The sequence below is a fragment of the Pantoea sp. Tr-811 genome, assembly GCF_011752535.1.
GTDB lineage: Bacteria > Pseudomonadota > Gammaproteobacteria > Pseudomonadales > Pseudomonadaceae > Aquipseudomonas.
In genome coordinates, this window is record NZ_VWXJ01000005.1 from 274,993 (window position 1) to 293,802 (window position 18,810).

General features: G+C 65.0%; 16 protein-coding genes and 1 tRNA gene. 9 read left to right on the forward strand and 8 right to left on the reverse strand.

What is annotated here, in order from left to right; translation table 11 throughout:
• The first annotated feature begins 12 nt into the window (after positions 1–12).
• Complete coding sequence (locus tag F3J44_RS10230) at positions 13–369, forward strand: hypothetical protein (protein ID WP_167272060.1); 357 nt, start codon at positions 13–15, stop codon at positions 367–369.
• A gap of 142 nt (positions 370–511) precedes the next feature.
• Here the strand turns inward: F3J44_RS10230 and F3J44_RS10235 are convergent, their stop codons facing one another.
• Positions 512–949 carry a hypothetical protein gene (locus F3J44_RS10235; protein ID WP_167069136.1) on the reverse strand — a complete coding sequence of 146 codons (438 nt, stop codon included), beginning with the start codon at positions 947–949 and terminating at the stop codon, positions 512–514.
• Positions 950–1,059: 110 nt separating this feature from the next.
• On the opposite strand from F3J44_RS10235, the gene F3J44_RS10240 reads away from it, so the two are divergent.
• Positions 1,060–1,500 (forward strand): universal stress protein, encoded by a 441-nt coding sequence (locus F3J44_RS10240; RefSeq protein WP_167272062.1) that lies wholly within the window; start codon positions 1,060–1,062, stop codon positions 1,498–1,500.
• An 83-nt stretch (positions 1,501–1,583) separates the two neighbouring features.
• Here F3J44_RS10240 and F3J44_RS10245 read toward each other — a convergent pair whose 3' ends face one another.
• Positions 1,584–3,512 carry an ATP-binding cassette domain-containing protein gene (locus F3J44_RS10245; protein WP_167069130.1) on the reverse strand — a complete coding sequence of 643 codons (1,929 nt, stop codon included), beginning with the start codon at positions 3,510–3,512 and terminating at the stop codon, positions 1,584–1,586.
• Positions 3,513–3,735: 223 nt separating this feature from the next.
• Here F3J44_RS10245 and F3J44_RS10250 point away from each other — a divergent pair, with 223 nt between their 5' ends.
• Entirely contained in the window at positions 3,736–5,664 is a 1,929-nt protein-coding gene (locus tag F3J44_RS10250; protein ID WP_167272064.1) for a transglycosylase SLT domain-containing protein, read from the forward strand.
• A gap of 992 nt (positions 5,665–6,656) precedes the next feature.
• On the opposite strand, the gene F3J44_RS10255 is transcribed toward F3J44_RS10250, so the two are convergent.
• Positions 6,657–7,592 carry a chemotaxis protein CheV gene (locus F3J44_RS10255; RefSeq protein WP_167057893.1) on the reverse strand — a complete coding sequence of 312 codons (936 nt, stop codon included), beginning with the start codon at positions 7,590–7,592 and terminating at the stop codon, positions 6,657–6,659.
• A 351-nt stretch (positions 7,593–7,943) separates the two neighbouring features.
• On the opposite strand from F3J44_RS10255, the gene F3J44_RS10260 reads away from it, so the two are divergent.
• From F3J44_RS10260 to F3J44_RS10270, 3 genes are all read left to right on the forward strand, one after another.
• Positions 7,944–8,366 (forward strand): Hpt domain-containing protein, encoded by a 423-nt coding sequence (locus F3J44_RS10260; protein WP_205299808.1) that lies wholly within the window; start codon positions 7,944–7,946, stop codon positions 8,364–8,366.
• 440 nt (positions 8,367–8,806) lie between these two features.
• Positions 8,807–9,685: a sensor histidine kinase gene (locus F3J44_RS10265; RefSeq protein WP_205299809.1), complete on the forward strand. Its 879-nt coding sequence runs from the start codon at positions 8,807–8,809 to the stop codon at positions 9,683–9,685.
• Positions 9,682–10,341, forward strand: a complete 660-nt coding sequence (locus F3J44_RS10270) for a response regulator transcription factor (protein ID WP_167272068.1) — start codon at positions 9,682–9,684, stop codon at positions 10,339–10,341. The genes F3J44_RS10265 and F3J44_RS10270 overlap by 4 nt, the downstream gene beginning before the upstream one ends.
• Here the strand turns inward: F3J44_RS10270 and yegS are convergent.
• On the reverse strand, positions 10,325–11,206 hold the full coding sequence (gene yegS / locus F3J44_RS10275) for a lipid kinase YegS (protein WP_205299810.1): 882 nt from the start codon (positions 11,204–11,206) through the stop codon (positions 10,325–10,327). The genes F3J44_RS10270 and yegS overlap by 17 nt on opposite strands.
• Before the next feature lie 203 nt (positions 11,207–11,409).
• Here yegS and F3J44_RS10280 point away from each other — a divergent pair, with 203 nt between their 5' ends.
• The gene (locus tag F3J44_RS10280) at positions 11,410–12,657 is read left to right on the forward strand and encodes a glycosyltransferase family 4 protein (RefSeq protein WP_167057902.1); all 1,248 of its coding nucleotides are present in this window, start codon (positions 11,410–11,412) and stop codon (positions 12,655–12,657) included.
• On the opposite strand, the gene glp is transcribed toward F3J44_RS10280, so the two are convergent.
• Both glp and moaB read right to left on the reverse strand, forming a co-directional pair.
• Entirely contained in the window at positions 12,646–13,872 is a 1,227-nt protein-coding gene (glp, locus tag F3J44_RS10285) for a gephyrin-like molybdotransferase Glp (RefSeq protein WP_205299811.1), read from the reverse strand. The genes F3J44_RS10280 and glp overlap by 12 nt on opposite strands.
• The gene (moaB, locus tag F3J44_RS10290) at positions 13,856–14,395 is read right to left on the reverse strand and encodes a molybdenum cofactor biosynthesis protein B (protein WP_167057908.1); all 540 of its coding nucleotides are present in this window, start codon (positions 14,393–14,395) and stop codon (positions 13,856–13,858) included. Before moaB ends, glp begins: the two co-directional genes overlap by 17 nt.
• Before the next feature lie 176 nt (positions 14,396–14,571).
• Here moaB and F3J44_RS10295 point away from each other — a divergent pair, with 176 nt between their 5' ends.
• Both F3J44_RS10295 and F3J44_RS10300 read left to right on the forward strand, forming a co-directional pair.
• Positions 14,572–14,793 carry a YgdI/YgdR family lipoprotein gene (locus F3J44_RS10295; protein WP_167272070.1) on the forward strand — a complete coding sequence of 74 codons (222 nt, stop codon included), beginning with the start codon at positions 14,572–14,574 and terminating at the stop codon, positions 14,791–14,793.
• 81 nt (positions 14,794–14,874) lie between these two features.
• Positions 14,875–14,951: transfer RNA gene (locus F3J44_RS10300), tRNA-Pro, on the forward strand.
• A gap of 165 nt (positions 14,952–15,116) precedes the next feature.
• Here F3J44_RS10300 and F3J44_RS10305 read toward each other — a convergent pair.
• Together F3J44_RS10305 and F3J44_RS10310 are read right to left on the reverse strand one after the other, a co-directional pair.
• Positions 15,117–16,733, reverse strand: coding sequence for a methyl-accepting chemotaxis protein (locus F3J44_RS10305; RefSeq protein ID WP_167057911.1), 1,617 nt, complete (start codon positions 16,731–16,733; stop codon positions 15,117–15,119).
• A 192-nt stretch (positions 16,734–16,925) separates the two neighbouring features.
• Entirely contained in the window at positions 16,926–18,683 is a 1,758-nt protein-coding gene (locus F3J44_RS10310; protein WP_167272072.1) for an ABC transporter transmembrane domain-containing protein, read from the reverse strand.
• Between the last annotated feature and the right edge of the window lie 127 nt (positions 18,684–18,810).

Sequence of the window (18,810 nt, forward strand, 5' to 3'; positions counted from 1 at the left end):
GATCTCCACGATATGGAAGCTGAACTGTACACGCCGATCGCTGGTGAAAGAGTAGGCCATGCTGCCCTCGCCCCAGGCACACCCGTCAGCGCGCTAGTCGGGATTCTGTATGAGCGGTATGACATACAAACGCTCAATTCATACGCCCGTTTGATTTGGGTATGCACACATTCTCCGAAATGTTCGGCGTTGTCAAATGCTCCCGAACGGGTTGAAAACCCGACTTTGCAGTCATTTTGTATCGCCGCGAGGCAAAACATGATGACAGTGATTGCCGATCATTCATGTCAGCGATTGACCACGCCGGAATGGGCGGTGCTGCATGTTTTTTTCACGCACTTGCCGTGGGAATGGCTACACTGCGAATGACTTCACGCATTTCCCGGCCTGCCTGGCCTTTTTCTGCCCTGCAGAAACGACAAAGCGGCAACCTGTTCTGCAGGTTGCCGCTTTGTCGTTCAGGGCATTGCCGGGGGCCTTGCGGGGGCCGTGCGTGGGTGTATCGGCGCGATCAGGCGAGGCTGTCGAAGGCGTGGGCAATATCCTGCAATACAGATTTTTCCCCGCGTTCGCTCCAGTACAGGGCGATCATGCGCGTGTCGGCCTCAACCTTGTAGACCGTCTCGGGCAGGCGTGCGAACACGGCGTTCAGGCGCGGCTCCTCGCACACTTCCTTCCACTGGTTCCACCACACGCCAGGGCTGACCTGCCAGTAGCACCAGCTGTCTTCATGGCCTCGGCGGCGGCCACGGTGGTATTGCGGGCATGGGCTCGGCGGCGCCTGCTCGAACCAGTGCGGCCACTGCTGCGGTGCCAGTTGCATGGCCAGCCCCATGCGTCGCGCTTCCAGGCGCAGGTCCATCTGCTGGCCCTGCTTGCGCGACAGGCGCAGCCAGGATAGCGGACTGAGAATCAGCGCAAGGATTGACACAACCAGCCATACCGTCATATCTGTAGATTCCATAAAGCGTTGCAAATGAGCGGGTTACTCAGGTTTCACGGATGACCTGCCGGAAAGCGACCATACTTCTACTATCGCGATTGTCAGGAGTACAGCTCATGTCCTACGAACACCTTCTGGTCGCCGTCGACCTTACCGAAGAGTGCGACCCGGTGATCAAGCGCGCCATGAAGCTCGCCGAACCCTCGGGCGCCAAGGTTTCGCTGGTGCATATCGTCGAGCCGATGGCCATGGCCTTTGGCGGCGACGTACCGATGGACCTGTCGCAACTGCAGCAGCAGCAGTTCGACCAGGCCAAGGAACGCATGGATCGCCTGTTCAACAAGTACCCCGACATCAACCGCGGCGATTCGCACCTGGTCTACGGCCAGCCGCGCCAGGAAATCCACCAGTTGGCCAAGGAACAGAAGTGCGACCTGATCGTGGTTGGCAGCCATGGCCGGCATGGCCTGGCATTGCTGCTGGGCTCCACGGCCAATGACGTGCTGCACGGGGCGCCTTGCGATGTGCTGGCGGTGCGGTTGTTGAAGAAAGAGTGATGTAACCTTTGCCGGCCCTTTCGCGGGGCAAGCCCGCCGTTGTAGGAGCGGGCTTGCCCCGCGAAGAGGCCGGCAAATGCTACTCAGCCCTCAAGCTCAGCCCAGCGCTCCACCAGCACATCCAGCTCACCCTGCAGCTTCTCGATCTTGGCCAGCACCGCCGAAGTTTCGGCAATCGGCCGCTGATAGAAACCGGCAGCGTTCACTTCTTCCTGCGCCTCGGCCATGCGCTGCTCCAGCGCGTCGATCTGCCCTGGCAGCATCTCCAGCTCGCGTTGCAGCTTGTAGCTGAGCTTTTTCTTCGCCGCATCAGGCGCCGCTGCCGCCGGTGCTGGGGCCACAGGCTCCGCCACCTTCTCGACCACCGCGCTGTTGAGCTCGGACTTGCCGCCCTTGCTTTCGGCCACGCCCAGCAGCTTCGGCGAGCCGCCCTGGCGGATCCAGTCCTCGTAGCCTCCTACGTACTCGCGGACCTTGCCCTGCCCTTCGAACACCAGGGTGCTGGTGACCACGTTGTCGAGGAAGGCCCGGTCGTGGCTGACCATCAGTACCGTGCCCTTGTAGTTGCACAGCACCTCTTCGAGCAATTCGAGGGTTTCCACGTCGAGGTCGTTGGTCGGTTCGTCCAGCACCAGCAGGTTGGCGGGCTTGCTGAACAGCTTGGCCAGCAGCAGGCGCGCACGCTCGCCACCAGACAGCGCTTTCACCGGCGTACGTGCACGCTGCGGGCTGAACAGGAAGTCGCCCAGGTAGCTCAGCACGTGGCGGTTCTGGCCATCGATCTCGATGAAGTCACGGCCTTCGGCGAGGTTGTCGATAACGGTCTTTTCCAGCTCCAACTGGTGGCGCAGCTGGTCGAAATAGGCCACTTCCAGCTTGGTGCCGCGCTCGACCTTGCCGGCGGTTGGCTCCAGGTCACCGAGCATCATTTTCAGCAAGGTGGTCTTGCCGGTACCGTTGGCGCCAAGCAGGCCGATGCGGTCCTCGCGCTGCAGCACCATGGAGAAATCCTTGACCAGCAGCGGGCCGCCCGGATGGGCGAAGCTGACGTTCTCCAGCACCATAACTTGCTTGCCGGACTTGTCCGCCGCCTCGATCTGGATGTTCGCCTTGCCCTGGCGCTCACGGCGCTCGCCACGCTCCACGCGCAGCGCCTTGAGCGCACGCACGCGGCCTTCGTTACGGGTCCGGCGGGCCTTGATGCCCTGGCGAATCCATACCTCTTCCTGGGCCAGGCGCTTGTCGAACAGCGCGTTGGCGGTTTCCTCGGCGGCCAGTGCGGCCTCCTTGTGCACCAGGAAGCTGGCGTAGTCGCCGTTCCAGTCGATCAGCCCGCCACGGTCCAGTTCGAGGATGCGCGTGGCCAGGTTCTGCAGGAAGGAACGGTCGTGGGTGATGAACAGCACCGCACCGTTGAAGCCGTTGAGGGCTTCTTCGAGCCAGGCGATGGCACCGATGTCCAGGTGGTTGGTGGGCTCGTCGAGCAGCAGCAGGTCGGGCTCGGACACCAGCGCCTGGGCCAGCAGCACACGGCGGCGCCAGCCACCGGAAAGCTCGGCCAGGGTTTTGTCGGCCGGCAGTTGCAGGCGGCTCAGGGTGCTTTCCACCACCTGCTGCAGGCGCCAGCCGTCGCGCACTTCCAGCTCGTGCTGGACGTGCATGAGCTGTTCCAGGTCGTCGTCGCCCTGGATGTTCTGGCTCAGGTGATGGAACTGCGCCAGCAGCTCGCCAACGCCGTCGAGGCCCGCGGCGACCACGTCGAACACGGTGCGCTCGTCGGCCACCGGCAATTCCTGCGGCAGTTCGCCGATTTTCAGGCCCGGGGCGCGCCACACATCGCCGTCGTCGCCCTTCTGCTCGCCCTTGACCAGGCGCAGCATGCTCGACTTGCCGGTGCCGTTGCGGCCGATGATGCACACCCGCTCGCCACGGGCGATCTGCCAGGACACTTTGTCCAGCAGCGGCATCGCGCCGAATGCGAGGGACACATCGCTGAATTTGAGCAGGGTCATGTTCGTCTCCAGAAAGCGGGCGCGCATTCTACCTGAGTTGGCCCTTTGCAGCATTAAGTTGGCGGCCTGGCCGGGGCTTTGTGACATTCGGTCGAACTTAACGTTTCGATACAAGCACAACGCTTTCACCGGCCGGCGGCAAACGGCTAAGCTAAGGCCATTGGATTTCAACAGTGCTGGCTTCGCCGTCACTTCCCCACTGGTTCCACTGCCCGGACGTATCATGCGCAGCCGCCTGTTACAGATTGCTTCCTGCCTGCTGCTCACCGCCGCCACCGTCGGCGCGGCGCAGGCCGCCGACCTCACCACGCAACGCCAGTACTATGACGAGGCCAAGCGTGCCCTGGCCAAGGGCGACAAAGGCCCCTACCTGCGCTATGCCCAGGCCCTGAGCGATTACCCACTGACCCCCTACCTGGCCTATGACGAGCTCACCGCCCGCCTGAAAACCGCCAGCAACGAGGAAATCGAAGGCTTTCTGGCCAAGCACGGCGACCTACCCCAGGCCAACTGGATGAAACTGCGCTGGTTGCGCTGGCTGGCCGAGCGCGGCGAGTGGGACACCTTCGCCAAATACTACGACCCCAAGCTCAACTTTACCGAACTGGACTGCCTCAACGGCCAGTACCAGCTTGGCCACGGCAAGCGCGCAGAGGGCTTCGCCAGTGCGGAACAGCTGTGGAACGTGGGCAAGACCCAACCGGCCGCCTGCGACACGCTGTTCGGCATGTGGGCCGCCGAAGGCCAGTTGACCGAAGCCAAGCGCTGGAACCGCATCAAGCTTGCCGCCCAGGCGCGCAACTACAGCCTGGCTAGCAGCCTGGCCCAGGGCCTGACCACCCTGGGCCCGCAAGCCCGGTTGCTGATCGACGTGGCGCAAAAGCCGGAAATGCTCGACCAACCTTCGCGCTTCACCCCGGTCAACGAAGCCATGTCCGATGTGGTGAGCCTTGGCCTGCGCCGCCTGGCGCGCCAGGACCCGGACCGGGCCATGGCCCTGCTCGACGACTACGCCCAGCGCATGCACTTCTCCCGCGACGAGAAGGTCGCCATCGCCCGCGAGATCGGCCTGACCCTGGCGCGCCGCTACGACCCGCGCGCCCTCGACCTGATGACCCGCTACGACCCGGCACTGCGCGACAACACTGTCAGCGAATGGCGCCTGCGCCTGCTGCTGCGCCTGGCGCGCTGGGAAGATGCCTACGAGCTGACCCGCCGCCTGCCCCAGGACCTGGCCAGCAGTAGCCGCTGGAAATACTGGCAGGCACGCAGCCTGGAGCTGGCCCAGCCAAGCAACCCGCAGGTGCCGCTGCTGTACAAGAACGTGGCGCGCGAGCGTGACTTCTACGGTTTCCTCGCGGCCGACCGGGCGAAAACGCCCTACCAGCTGAACAACCGGCCGCTGGTGCTCAGCCCGCAACTGGTGAACAAGGTGCGCAATACCCCGGGCATCCAGCGCGCCCTGGAATTCCATGCCCGTGGCCAGATCGTCGAGGGCCGCCGCGAGTGGTACCACGTCAGCCGCCACTTCACCCGCGACGAAATGGTCGCCCAGGCGCGCCTGGCCTATGACATGCGCTGGTACTTCCCGGCCATCCGCACCATCAGCCAGGCACAGTACTGGGATGACCTGGATATCCGCTTCCCCATGGCCTACCGCGACACCTTGGTACGCGAAGCCAAGGTGCGTGGGCTGCATTCGAGCTGGGTGTTCGCCATCACCCGCCAGGAAAGCGCCTTCATGGAAGACGCCCGCTCCAGCGTCGGTGCCAGTGGCCTGATGCAGGTGATGCCGGCCACCGCCAAGGAAACCGCGCGCAAGTTCAGCATTCCGCTGGCGTCGCCACAGCAGATGTTCAACCCGGAAAAGAACATCCAGGTGGGGGCCGCCTACCTGAGCCAGGTGCATGGCCAGTTCAATGGCAACCGCGTGCTGGCCTCGGCGGCCTACAACGCAGGCCCCGGGCGCGTGCGCCAGTGGCTCAAGGGTGCCAAGCACCTGAGTTTCGACGTGTGGGTGGAGTCGATTCCGTTCGACGAAACGCGCCAGTATGTGCAGAACGTGCTGTCGTATTCGGTGATCTACGGGCAGAAGCTCAATGTGCCACAGCCGCTGGTGGACTGGCATGAGCGGTATTTCGATGACATGTGAGCATCGTTGAGCCCGGGCCGGCCCCTTCGCGGGGCAAGCCCGCTCGTAGGAGCTCGAGATGGGCTGCAAAGCAGCCCCGCGTCATGAGCTGTGAAGCTGAAACCACGGGGCCGCTGCGCGCCCCATCGCGAGCTGCGCTCGCTCCTACCGAGGCGGCGCTGGCCTGGAGATTGGTGTTTGACTGGCAAGGCGCTCGCGGATCGCGCTTTCAAGCGCGCACGCAGCCCCCTGTAGGAGCGAGCGTGCAGCTCGCGATGGGCTGCAAAGCAGCCCCGCGTCATGAGCTGTGAAGCTGAAACCACGGGGCCGCTGCGCGCCCCATCGCGAGCTGCGCTCGCTCCTACCGAGACGGCGCTGGCCTGGAGATTGGTGTTTGACTGGCAAGGCGCTCGCGGATCGCGCTTTCAAGCGCGCACGTTCAGCCCCCTGTAGGAGCGAGCGTGCAGCTCGCGATGGGCTGCAAAGCAGCCCCGCGTCATGAGCTGTGAAGCTGAAACCACGGGGCCGCTGCGCGCCCCATCGCGAGCTGCGCTCGCTCCTACCGAGACGGCGCTGGCCTGGAGATTGGTGTTTGACTGGCAAGACGTTCGCGGATCGCGTTTTCAAGCACGCACGCAGCCCCCTGTAGGAGCGAGCGTGCAGCTCGCGATGGGCTGCAAAGCAGCCCCGCGTCATGAGCTGTGAAGCTGAAACCCCGGGGCCGCTGCGCGCCCCATCGCGAGCTGCGCTCGCTCCTACCGAGACGGCGCTGGCCTGGAGATTGGTGTTTGACTGGCAAGACGTTCGCGGATCGCGTTTTCAAGCACGCACGCAGCCCCCTGTAGGAGCGAGCGTGCAGCTCGCGATGGGCTGCAAAGCAGCCCCGCGTCATGAGCTGCGAAGCTGAAACCACGGGGCCGCTGCGCGCCCAATCGCGAGCTGCGCTCGCTCCTACCGAGGCGGCACTGGCCTGCAGATTGGTGTTTGATTAGCTCGCGATGGGCTGCTCAAGGTCACCCGCCCGTGGCATCCAGCATCAAGCGCTGCTTGACCACATCGACCAGGCGGTCGGGCTGGAACTTGGAGAGGAAGTTATCGCAACCGACCTTCTTCACCATCGACTCGTTGAAGCTGCCCGACAACGAGGTGTGCAGCACCACATAGAGCTTGCGCAGGCGTGCATCGCTGCGAATCTCGGTGGTCAACCGGTAGCCGTCCATCTCGGGCATTTCGGCATCGGTGAACACCATCAGCAGTTTTTCGCAAACGTCTTCGCCGGCATCGGCCCAGCCCTTGAGCATGCGCAAGGCCTTCAGGCCGTCGCTGGCCACATGCAGCTTCACCCCCAACTGCGACAGGGTATCGCGCAGCTGCGCCAGCGCCACGCTAGAATCGTCCACCAGCAGCACTTCGCGCCCACGGGCACGCGCCAGCACCGGGTCGGCGAGCTTGTCCCCGGAAACCCGCGCGTTGTACGGCACGATCTCGGCCAGTACCTTTTCCACGTCGATCACTTCCACCAACTGCTCATCGACCTTGGTGATCGCCGTCAGGTAATGCTGGCGCCCAGCGCTGGAAGGCGGCGGCATGATCGACTCCCAGTTCATGTTGACGATACGGTCGACGCCGCCCACCAGGAACGCCTGCACCGAGCGGTTGTACTCGGTGACGATGATGGTGCTGTCTGGCCCCGGCTGCAGCGGGCGCATGCCAATGGCCTGGGACAGGTCGATCACCGGCAGGGTCTGCCCGCGCAGGTTCACCACCCCACACACGAAGGCATGGCGCTGCGGCATCAGGGTCAGCTTGGGCAGCTGCAACACTTCCTGCACCTTGAACACGTTGATGGCGAACAGTTGGCGACCGGCCAGGCGGAACATCAGGATTTCCAGGCGGTTCTCACCCACCAGTTGCGTGCGTTGGTCTACCGTGTCAAGAATGCCAGCCATTGGACAGCCCCCAGGCTTGAGTCGAAAATATTGAAAGGATTCACCCTATATCGGCGGCGTGGCGGCCATCTTAACCCTTGCGTAAAAATGCCGTCCGGGCAATTGATATCACAATAGCATCATGCTTTACTCCAGCTGCCCGCACCTTGGATCCCTTCTAGGGCAACCTGTCGCACCTTAGGCCGCTCTAAGGGAAACCCCTAGGAGCAATCAGGTGCAACCTGATGTTCGCGCCATCCTTTAGCCATTAATGTGACGCCATTCTCACTGCATGAATGGAGTCAGGCTTTTGCTAGCGATCGTCATGGCGTGGCCATCCCCTGCTCCAGCCCAACGCGCCGGAGTGTCTTGATGGACAGCACAGTCTCAAACAGCAGCGCCCTGCAGGAATTCCTGCTGGATGCGCAAGTCTTGCTGACCCAGTCCCAGGAATGCCTGCAGCACCTGGAGCTGATCGCCAACGACCCTGACGCCTGCCATTGCCTCGACCGTACCCTCGACACCCTCGCCCGCCGCGCCAGCAGCCTGGGCCTACGCGAAATCGCCCTCTACGCCACCCGCCTGCAGCAGATTCTGGCCCCAGCCTGCCGCCAACTGCACCTGCACAGCGCCGCCCTGCCCGCGCTGGACGCCTGCCTGAACTTGCTGGCCTGGCAGCTGGAACTGGTCGACGTACACACCGGCCACCTGGCCCTGGACAGCGGCGAGCAGGACTCACTGCTGAGCGAACTGGCCGCGGCACTGCAACAAGCACTCCCGCAAACGTGTGCCTAGCCCTGCGTGAGCGTTGAGGCCTGAGCGCCACGGGCTCGCGCCTACGGGATGTGCGCAGGCAACTAAGCGCGCCCTCTGCCAACCGCCGCCGTGCAACTAATGAAGTTCAGCAAGTTACGCCGTGGGGTACTTGAGCCCAACCTTGGCAAGTTGCCGTAAAGGCTTCGGCAGCCGGTTCATTGGTGGCAGTTTGCTACATAACAACACGCCGTTTTTTTCACGATCAGCCCGCAAAAGCTGGGGTTTCAGCTCACTTCACACCCGCGACCAATGCCACCCAAAGTGTTAACATGCCCGCCAACAAACACCGGCCAGCCGTACCCGAAGCGCGTCGATGCGTATTCGAGTTTGTTGGGCTCACAACGCCAAAGCCTCTGGTAAAACATGCGCAAGGCTTCCATCAGCAAGACTTCAGTGGCTTCCCCTCTATGTTCCCACGCTTGAAGACTGTTCTGCGCTGCCGGTCCAGCGCCACCTTGCTGTGCTGGGTAACGGCAACGCTGTGCGTGGTTTCCCTGATTGCCAACCTGCTGCTGTTCATGGCAGGCCAGCCCATGCCTGCCAGCCTCGTACTGCTGCAGTTGCTGGCCACCCTAGGCGTCGGCTGGCACCTGAGCCGTGGCGCGCGGTCGATCAGCCTGCGCCCGGCGGAGCTGGCCGGCCGCATGCTCAAGGTTCAGGAAGGCGAGCGCCAGCACCTGAGCCGCGAGCTGCATGACGACATCGGCCAGCTGCTCACCGCCGCCAGAATGCAACTGCAATGGCTGCAGCGCCGGGTGCCCGCCGAACTCCAGAGCGCCTGTGGCACCCTGGGCAGCACCCTTGACGACACCTTGGGCAAGGTGCGCGACGTATCCGCCATCCTAAACCCGCGGCAACTGGCAAGCCTGGGCCTGGAAGCCAGCTTGCGCGCCCACCTGGTGCGTACCTTGGCCAATAGCGACGTGCACTGGAGCCTGGAGTGCCACCAGCGCCTGGGCGGCATTGGTGAGGAAGTGGCGATGGCGGCATTTCGCATCACCCAGGAAGCGGTCACCAACATGCTGCGCCATGCCGGCGCCCGCAACCTCACCATCCGCCTGCTGCGCGGCCCCACCGGCCTTACCCTGTCGATTCAGGACGACGGCCAGGGTTTCGTCCCGGCGCCAGACCCCGCCGTGGCTGGCCAGCGCGGCATGGCCGGCATGCAGGAACGCGCCACGGCGCTCAACGGCAGCCTGCACGTCAGCAGCCAGCCAGGCCGGGGCACATGCATCGAAGTGCTGTTCCCGTGGCCGCCACGCACCCATGAACGCGCCAGGACACCTGCCACACCATGACCTGTAGATTGCTGCTGGTGGACGACCACTCGCTGATCCGTGCCGGGGTTCGCGCCCTGGTGTCCGACATACCCGGCTACGCCGTGGTGGGTGAAGCCGACGACGGCGACCAGTTGCTGGAGCAGGTGCAGCGGGTGGCGCCGGACATCGTGCTGCTGGACATTTCCATGCGCTCCACCAGCGGCCTGGATGCCCTCACCCTGCTGCGCGCCACTGGCAATACCTGCAAGGTGCTGATCCTGTCGATGCACACCGACCCGGACCTGATCATGCGCGCCCTGGAAAGCGGCGCCCACGGCTACCTGCTCAAGGACGCCACCGCCACCGAACTGGAGCAGGCCCTGGCCGCGCTGCGGGCGGGCGAGCGTTACCTGAGCCCGGCCATTGCCCATACGGTGATCAACCAGGCCCTGATGCGCGCCCAGCACGGCAAGCAGGCCAACAGCGACCGCCACAACCTGACCGCCCGGCAACTGGAAATCCTGCGCCTGATCGTGCGCGGCAAGTCCACCCGCGAGATCGCCGCGGGCCTTGGCCTTTCGATCAAGACTGTGGAAACCCACCGCTCGCAGATCATGAAGCGCCTGCAGATCTACGACGTGGCCGGCCTGGTGTTGTTCGCCGTGCGCGAAAAAATCATCAGCCTGGACGACTGAGCAGCGGCGAGTTCGCCGGCAAGTGCACGCGCAACGCCGCCGGGACTGCCTCGAACCGTAGGCTGTCGGCCTGCAGCGGCTCACCGTCGAGGTTGATGTCCAACCCCTGCGAGCAGTGGATTTCCACCCACGGCAAGCGCGTACGCACAAACAGCCCGTCGCCTGCGAGCAAGTCACGCAACGCACCGACCATTTCCTGCGGCGCCGGCAGGATGGCGATGTCGAGCAAGCCGTCATCCACCTGCGCCTGCGGGCACAACACCTGCCCACCGCCGGCCTGGCGGCCATTGCCGATGCCCAGTGCCAGCAACTCGCCCTGCCAGTTGAAATCCGGCCCGCGCACGCGCACCGAGGCGGCTTGCAGTTCACTGAAGCGCGTCAGGCCAGTGAACAGGTAGGCGGCGGCGCCCAGCATTTTCTTCAGGTCTTCGGAGGTGCTGGCCGTGACCTGGCTGCCGAAGCCGCCGGTGGCCATGTTCAGGAACAACTGGTCGCCCACCCGCCCAAGGTCGATCGGCATCGCCGGCATGTCCAGCAGGGCCAGCGCCTCGGCAGGCACCAGCGAAACGCCGGCGGCCCGGGCAAAATCATTGGCCGTGCCCAGCGGCAACAGGGCCAGGCTGGCCTTGGTATTGGCCTGCCCCATGGCTTCGGCCACATCGCGCAGGGTGCCGTCGCCACCGCCTGCAACCACATGGCTGTAACCGGCCGCCAGCGCCTCGCCCACCAGCCGCTGGGCATCGCCGCCTTCCCAGGTGACCCGCACATCCAGCTGCCAGCCCCGCTCGCGCAGGCCCAGCACCGCCTGGCGCACGTCCTCGTTCGCGGCCTGCTTGCCGTGCAAAATCAGCATTGCCTTGCTCATTGCCCTTCTCCCCCGCAAACCGTTGCGTGCAGATCTCGACCACACGCGCACGCAGAATGCTGCATGCCGGCAAAAAATCCCTCTGACCGGGCAGGCACCGAGAAGTGCGCTTTACTGATAAGACGGACGCGCACCGGGAGCAGCCATGGGCTGATCGCCCCAGCGCGTTTTTTGTCCGCAGCCCTTTGCGAGGATTCCGGGCCATGCGCATTCTCTGGACACTGCCCTACCTGCCCTGGCCCACCACCAGTGGCTGCAAGACCCGGCAATACCACCTGCTGCGCGCCCTGGCCCAGCAAGGCCACCGGATCACCTTGCTGGTGCAGTCGAAGATTCCCCTGAGCGATGCCATCCGCGAAGCCCTGGAACCCTGCGTCGAACGCCTGATCGTGCTGCCCCGGCGGGCACTGAACAACCCGCTCAACCTGCTGGCCTCGCCCATCATCGACTACCCCATGCGGGCGATCATCAATGGCCTGGCGCCGAACCTGCGGCACCGCTTCGAACAGCTGCTGGACGAGCCTTGGGACGTCATCCAGATCGAGCATAGCTACAGCTTCCAGCCCTTCGAGAAAGCCCTGCAAGCCCGTGGCCTGCCCTACATGCTCAGCGAGCACAACCTGGAATCGGTCACCGGCGCGGCCTGCCACGACCGCCTGCCCCTGTGGCTGCGCCCCCTTAACGCCTTCGACCGCTGGCGCTACCGGCGCTGGGAACAGCGCGTGCTGCGCCAGCCCACCGAAGTGGTGGCGGTAAGCCCGCATGATGCCGAGCTGATCAGCCAGGTCAGCGGGCGCCGGGTGAACGTGGTGGTCAACGGCGTGGATTGCGACTTCTACCAGCACGTGCAACCGGCCCTGCACAGCCAGCGCCTGCTGTTCGTCGGCAATTTCGAGTGTGGCGCCAATCAAGAGGCGGTGGAGTGGGCGCTGGAAGAAATCCTGCCGCAGGTGTGGATGAGCAACCCCGCCGTACGCCTGGCGATCGCCGGGCATGCCTTGCCTGCCAGCTGGAAACTGCACTGGAACGACCCGCGCATCGAGTGGGTCGGCTACCGCCCCGACCTGCGCGAGCTGCAACGGCGTTCGGCGTTGTTCTTCGCCCCGCTGCGCTACCCGGGCGGCTCCAAGGTCAAGATCCTCGAAGCCATGGCCGCCGGGCTACCGGTAATCAGCACCGGCAAGGGCATGTCGGGCCTTGCGGCGAACCAGGGTGAGCATTACCTGGGCAGCGACGACCCCGACCAGCTAGCGCTGTTGATTACCCAACTGCTCAACCAGCCCTGGCGCATGTGCCAGTTGAGCGAAGCCGGCCGCCAGTTCGCCCGCCAGCGCCATGACTGGAGCGTGGCGGCGCAGCAACTGGAAACCGTGCACATGCGCTTGACCCAGGCAGCCCCGGCCAATGCTGGCCAAGGCGGCAGCGCCTGGCTGGGGCGCTCAGCCGAGTAGTTCACTCAGTGGAATGAACGGCACGCTGTCACCCGGCTTGAGCGTACTGCCTTCGCGCACTTCCACCAAGCCATCGGCCCAGGCAGCACTGCGCAGCACCCCGGAGCTCTGGTTCTTGTAGATCTGCACCTGGCCGTTGTCGATGCGCGCCCGCAAGTACTCACGGCGGGTGCCGGCCTTGGGCCAGTCGAAGCCAGCCGGCATGTCGAAGCGCAGTGGCGTCACCGCCATCACGCCCTGGCGGCGCAGCAGGTACGGGCGGGTCAGGAGGCCGAAGGTGACCAAGGTCGAGGCTGGGTTGCCTGGCAGGCCGATCACCGGCACACCGCGGTAGTGGCCAAAGGTCAACGGCTTGCCCGGTTTGATCGCCAGCTTCCACAGGGCCAGCTCGCCCGCCTCGCGCAGCGCTGCGCCCAGGTAGTCGGCCTCGCCCACGGACACGCCGCCGGTGGAGAGAATCAGGTCGACATCGCCCAAGCCGCCCAGGCACTCACGGGTGCGCGCCAGGTCATCGGGCAGGATGCCCATGTCGCGCACCTCGCAGCCCAGGCGCTGCAACCAGCTGACCAGCAAGCGCCGGTTGCTGTTGTAGATTTGCCCCGGGCCCAGCGGCAGGCCGGGTTCGACCAGCTCGTCACCGGTGGACAACACCGCCACCCGCACCCGGCGCACCACCTGCAGCTCGCCATGCCCGAGGGTGGCCGCCAGGCCCAGTTCGATCGGCCCCAGGCGCGTGCCGGCCACCAGCACCTGCTCGCCCTGGCGGGTTTCCTGGCCCTGGGGACGCACGTTCTGGTCTGGCTTCAAGGGTTCGAGAAAGCGCACCGTGCCATCGGCCAGCACCTCGGTGTTCTCCTGCATTTCGACGCAATCGGCACCGGCAGGCATGGGCGCACCGGTGAAGATCCGCGCGCAGGTGCCCGGCTGCAAGGGCTGCGGCGCATGGCCAGCAAAAATCCGCTGGCTTACGCTCAGCGGCTCGCCCTGCAGGTCGGCCAGGCGCAGGGCGTAACCGTCCATGGCACTGTTTGGCCAGGGCGGCAGGTCGAGCGAGGCCACCAGGTCGCTGGCCAGCACTCGGCCATCGGCTTCGGCCAGGGAAACCCGTTCGATTTCCCTGATAGGCGCGGCTTCGGCCAACGCCAGCAAGCGCGCCAGGGCCTCTTCCACCGGCATCAACGGCCGGGCTTGCGGCGCCTCAGCCACGGCTGTCACAGGCCGCTGCCTGCTTCAGGTGCGCCACGAAGTTGCAGGGCCGGTGGCGGGCATCGAGCTGTTCGGCGAGGATGCCGTCCCAGCCGGTACGCACTGCGTTGGTCGAACCTGGCAGGCAGCACACCAGGGTGCCATTGGCCAGGCCCGCCAGGGCCCGCGACTGCACGGTGGAGGTGCCGATATCGGCCACGGAAATCTGCCGGAACAGCTCGCCAAACCCGTCCACTTGCTTGTCCAGCAGGCAGGCGACCGCTTCCGGGGTGCTGTCGCGGCCAGTGAAGCCGGTGCCGCCGGTAATCAGCACCACCTGCACGCTGTCGTCGGCGATCCAGGTGGCGACCTGGGCGCGAATCTTGTACAGGTCATCCTTGAGCAGTACCCGCGCGGCCAGGTGGTGGCCCGCGGCCGTGAGGCGGTCGACGAAGGTCTGGCCGGAGCTGTCGGTGTCGAAGGTGCGGGTGTCGCTGACTGTCAGCACGGCGATGTTCAGCGGCACGAAGGGGGTATCTGCCTTGGCTTTCATGGGGGTCCGTCGCGGGAAAATGGGGATGGGGCATTTATATCACAGGCGGCCCGGCAGGCAGCGCAGGCAGACCTGGATCAATACGGCGCGATTGGCGCTATGCTGCACTGTGAAGGAACTTGCACGGACACACTGCGTCATAACGTCATCTAGCACCCTCGCATTGGAGATACACGATGATTCAACGGACCCTTCCTGCCTTTCTGCTCGCCCTGGGCCTCGGTGCGCTCGCCGGGTGCGCCACGCCTACCGTGATCACGCTGAACGACGGCCGCGAGATCCAGGCCACCGATACCCCGAAGTATGACGAGGACTCCGGTTTCTACGAATTCGAACAGCTCGACGGCAAGCGCACGCGCCTGAACAAAGACCAGATCCGTACCGTCAAAGAGCTCTGAACAGAGCCGTTTTTCGGGCATGAGCCCCTGCCGTGGCAAGGGCTTGCAGGCGAAAAATGGATGCAGTAGGATTTTGTTCATCGGAGTGTAGCGCAGCCAGGTAGCGCGTCTCGTTCGGGACGAGAAGGCCGCAGGTTCGAATCCTGTCTCTCCGACCAGATCCTTAGCCAAAGCCCGCCTTGCGCGGGCTTTTTGTATTTTGGGGTGAGGGGCGCTGCTGGCGCAGCGCTTCGCGAGCTACGCTCGCTCCTACGGGATTTGCGCAGGGCCTGGTAGGAGCGAGCGTAGCTCGCGAAGCGCTGCGCCAGCAGCGCCGCCCCTACCTACGCCGTCAACCGCGACGTCACCTCGCCCAACTGCCCCGACAACCCATGCAGCCGCTGCCCCGCCTGCTCGGTGTGCTGCACCGCTTCCTGGTTGGCCGTGGCGATACGGGTGATCTCGATCAGGTTGCGCGAGATGTCCTCGGCCACGCTGGTCTGCTCCTCGGCGGCCGTAGCGATCTGCCGGTTCATGTCGCGAATCGCCTCCACCGCCGTGGTGATGCGCTGCAGCATCTGCCCGGCCTGCTGCACCTGCTCGGCGCCCTCCTCGCTGCGCTGCTGGCCGCTTTCGATGGCCTTGACCGCCTCCACCGCGCCCGACTGCACCGCCTCGATGATCTGGTGAATTTCAGCGATCGACGCCGCCGTGCGCTGGGCCAGGCTGCGCACCTCGTCGGCAACCACCGCGAACCCACGCCCGGCCTCGCCGGCCCTGGCGGCCTCGATGGCGGCGTTGAGCGCCAGCAGGTTGGTTTGTTCGGCAATGCCGCGAATCACTTCCAGCACCTTGCCAATGCGTGAACTGTCGGTTTCCAGGTCGCGTATCACCGCCGCGGTGCCGGCAATCTCGCGGTTGACCACGCCAATGATATCGATGGTCTGTTGCATCACCTGCTCACCCGCCTGGGCGCTGTGGTCGGCGTCATCCGCGGCGCGCGCCGCCTCGGCGGCATGGCGGGCGACCTCCTGGGCAGTGGCGGACATTTCGTGCATGGCCGTGGCCACCTGGTCGGTGCGCTGGAACTGGTCCTGGGTGCCGCGGGCCATGTCGCCGGCGATGCTACGCAACTGGCCGCTGGCGCCTTCCAGTTCCTGGGCGTTGTCTTTCAGGCGGCCAACGGTGTCGGCCAAAAAATCGCGCAGGGTGTTCGCCGCACGGGCCAGGCGGCCCAGTTCATCTTCCCGGCGGCTGTCGACCCGGGCCGCGAAACGGCCCTGGCTCAGCTGCGCCACGTACTCGATCAGCTGGCGAATCGGCTCGACCAGGCTGCGGTTCACCCGCCACAGGCTGAGCAGCCCCACCAGCAGGGCCGAGCCCAGCATCACCAGCACGCCCAGCCACACCGTGCGCTCGGCACTGGCGCTGATATCGCCAGCGCGGGCACGGGCGTCGGCTCGCAGTTGCTCGACCAGCGCGCTCATCTGCTCGCTGGCGGCGCGGTCCACGCCCTTCACGGCCTGGTCGCCAGCCACCGGGTCGCCGCCTGCAGCCAGAAACGCCTGGCGCCCTTGCTGATACGCCAAACCCAGTTGCCGGTGGCTGTCACGCAGTTGCTGCAGCGGTGCCTTGAGCTTGGCGTCACTGCTGTCGATCAGCTCGCCCAGCAACTGCTGTACCTGCTGTTCACGGGCCTGGAACTGCTGCCAGTACTTGTCCAGTTCGGCCGGCTGGCGACCGCGCAACAGCACGTTCTTCCATTCCTGCACCTGGATCTTGAACTGCAGGTTGGCCTCGTCGATCAACTGCGAGGCCCGCAGAGGCCCGTCCACCAGCTCGGCATAGTTGCGCACGCTGGAGGACAGGAACTGGAAGCACACCAGGGCGATCAGCAGCATCGCCGCCAGGCTACTGCCAAGCAGGGTGAGGATTTGCACGCGGAGGGATTTACGCAGCATCGCGGGTCTCGGAGCCAGTCAAAAAGGAAAAGGGAAACAGCGCCATTGGCAGCGCCGCCAGACATCCTTGTCCTCGTTCACAGGGCAAAAAAAAGCTGCCATCAGTCGATAGCAGCCAGGTCGAGCACTTACGCAACAGTTGAGCCAATACTCTCAGGCAAATGCTACAGAAATGTTACAGAAAAGCGACCATCAGCCTGTGGTGAACTGCAGCTCAGCCAGCCGGGCGTACAGCGGGCTTTCTTCGATCAATTGCCGGTGCGTGCCCACGGCCACCAGGCGCCCCTTGTCGATTACCGCGATGCGGTCAGCATGCTGCACCGTGGCCAGGCGATGGGCGATCACCAGCGTGGTGCGCCCTTCCATCAGGGCCGGCAAGGCCTGCTGGATCAGGTGTTCGCTCTGCGCATCGAGGGCACTGGTGGCTTCGTCGAGCAGCAGGATCGGCGCATCCACCAGCAGCGCGCGGGCAATTGCCAGGCGCTGCTTCTGGCCACCGGACAACCCGACACCGCCCTCGCCCAAGGGTGTCTGGTAACCCTGGGGCAGTTGCCGGATGAATTCGTCGGCATGGGCACCGCGGGCCGCCGCCTCCACCTCGGCCAGGCTCGCCTCGGGCCGGCCGTAGCGGATATTGGCTTCGACCGTACCCCGAAACAGCGACGGGTTCTGTGCCACCAGGGCGAATTGGGCACGCAAGGTGTCCGGGGCCAGCGCGGTGATCGGCTGGCCGTCGAGCAGAATCTGGCCTTGTTGCGGGTCGTAGAAGCGCAGCAGCAGGTCGAACAGGGTCGACTTGCCTGCGCCCGACGGCCCCACCAGTGCCACGGTCTGGCCGGGCTCGATGGCCAGGCTGAGGTGGTCGATGGCAGCCACCGAGGGTCGCGAAGGGTAGGCGAACACCACCTCTTCCAGGGCGATACGGCCACCTTGGGGGCGCAGCGCCAGGGGTTGCTGCGGCGCCAAGATGGTACTTTGCGCCGCCAGCAGTTCGGCAATGCGCTCGGCAGCGCCGGCGGCCCGCTGCAGCTCGCCGATCACCTCGCTGAGGGTGCCGAAGGCGCTGCCGACGATCAGGCTGTAGAACACGAACGCTGCCAATTCACCCGCCGAGATGCGCCCGGCGATCACGTCCATGCCGCCCACCCACAGCATTACCCCGACGGCGCCCAGCACCAGCACGATCACCAGGGTAATCAGCCAGGCACGCTGGGCGATACGCTGGCGGGCCACGGCGAACGCCGCCTCGACCGTGCCGGCGAACAGCTCGCGGTCACGCCCTTGGTGGTTGTAGGCCTGAACCGTCTTGATCTGCCCCAGCGTCTCGGCCACGTAGCTGCCCACGTCGGCCACCCGGTCCTGGCTCTGGCGCGACAGGCTGCGCACGCGCCGGCCGAACAGCAGAATCGGCGCCAGCACCAGGGGCAAGGCTACCACCACGATGCTGGTGAGCTTGGGGTTGGTGATAAACAGCAACACCACGCCACCAAGCACCATCAGCGCGTTGCGCAGGAACAGCGACAGCGACGAACCAATCACCGTCTGCAGCAAGGTGGTGTCGGCGGTTAGCCGCGACTGGATTTCGGAGCTGCGGTTGTCCTCGAAGAAACCCGGGTGAAGGCCGATCAAGTGGTCGAACACCGCGCGGCGGATGTCGGCCACGCAACGCTCGCCAATCCACGACACCAGGTAGAAGCGGCTGAAGGTGCCCACCGCCAGGGCCAGCACCAGCACCAGGAACAGGCCGATGGTCTGGTTGAGCTGGTGCGCTGAGCCGGTCATGAAGCCCTGGTCGACCAGCAGGCGAATGCCCTGGCCCATGGACAGGGTGATGGCAGCGGTGACGATCAGTGCCAGCAAGGCCAGCAGCGCTTGCCGGCGATAGGGGCGCAGGTACTGCCAACCCAGCTGCAGGGCGCGGCGTTGACGGGAGGAATCCGGGTTGGGCATGGCGCGCTTCACAAAAAACAGAGGAGCCCGAAGACTACCACTCCTGACTGTCGATGGTGGCTATAGCACATCGTTCTAACCAGGGTCTGGAGCTTTGCCGTGCTTTCTGGTGGACTGTAGATGCAGT

Bases quoted from the DNA above. Each gene is read 5' to 3' on its own strand.
- F3J44_RS10230 (WP_167272060.1), top strand. From the start codon at position 13: ATGGAAGCTGAACTGTACACGCCGATCGCTGGTGAAAGAGTAGGCCAT.
- F3J44_RS10235 (WP_167069136.1), bottom strand. From the start codon at position 949: ATGACGGTATGGCTGGTTGTGTCAATCCTTGCGCTGATTCTCAGTCCG.
- F3J44_RS10240 (WP_167272062.1), top strand. From the start codon at position 1,060: ATGTCCTACGAACACCTTCTGGTCGCCGTCGACCTTACCGAAGAGTGC.
- F3J44_RS10245 (WP_167069130.1), bottom strand. From the start codon at position 3,512: ATGACCCTGCTCAAATTCAGCGATGTGTCCCTCGCATTCGGCGCGATG.
- F3J44_RS10250 (WP_167272064.1), top strand. From the start codon at position 3,736: ATGCGCAGCCGCCTGTTACAGATTGCTTCCTGCCTGCTGCTCACCGCC.
- F3J44_RS10255 (WP_167057893.1), bottom strand. From the start codon at position 7,592: ATGGCTGGCATTCTTGACACGGTAGACCAACGCACGCAACTGGTGGGT.
- F3J44_RS10260 (WP_205299808.1), top strand. From the start codon at position 7,944: ATGGACAGCACAGTCTCAAACAGCAGCGCCCTGCAGGAATTCCTGCTG.
- F3J44_RS10270 (WP_167272068.1), top strand. From the start codon at position 9,682: ATGACCTGTAGATTGCTGCTGGTGGACGACCACTCGCTGATCCGTGCC.
- yegS (WP_205299810.1), bottom strand. From the start codon at position 11,206: ATGAGCAAGGCAATGCTGATTTTGCACGGCAAGCAGGCCGCGAACGAG.
- F3J44_RS10280 (WP_167057902.1), top strand. From the start codon at position 11,410: ATGCGCATTCTCTGGACACTGCCCTACCTGCCCTGGCCCACCACCAGT.
- moaB (WP_167057908.1), bottom strand. From the start codon at position 14,395: ATGAAAGCCAAGGCAGATACCCCCTTCGTGCCGCTGAACATCGCCGTG.
- F3J44_RS10295 (WP_167272070.1), top strand. From the start codon at position 14,572: ATGATTCAACGGACCCTTCCTGCCTTTCTGCTCGCCCTGGGCCTCGGT.
- F3J44_RS10305 (WP_167057911.1), bottom strand. From the start codon at position 16,733: ATGCTGCGTAAATCCCTCCGCGTGCAAATCCTCACCCTGCTTGGCAGT.
- F3J44_RS10310 (WP_167272072.1), bottom strand. From the start codon at position 18,683: ATGCCCAACCCGGATTCCTCCCGTCAACGCCGCGCCCTGCAGCTGGGT.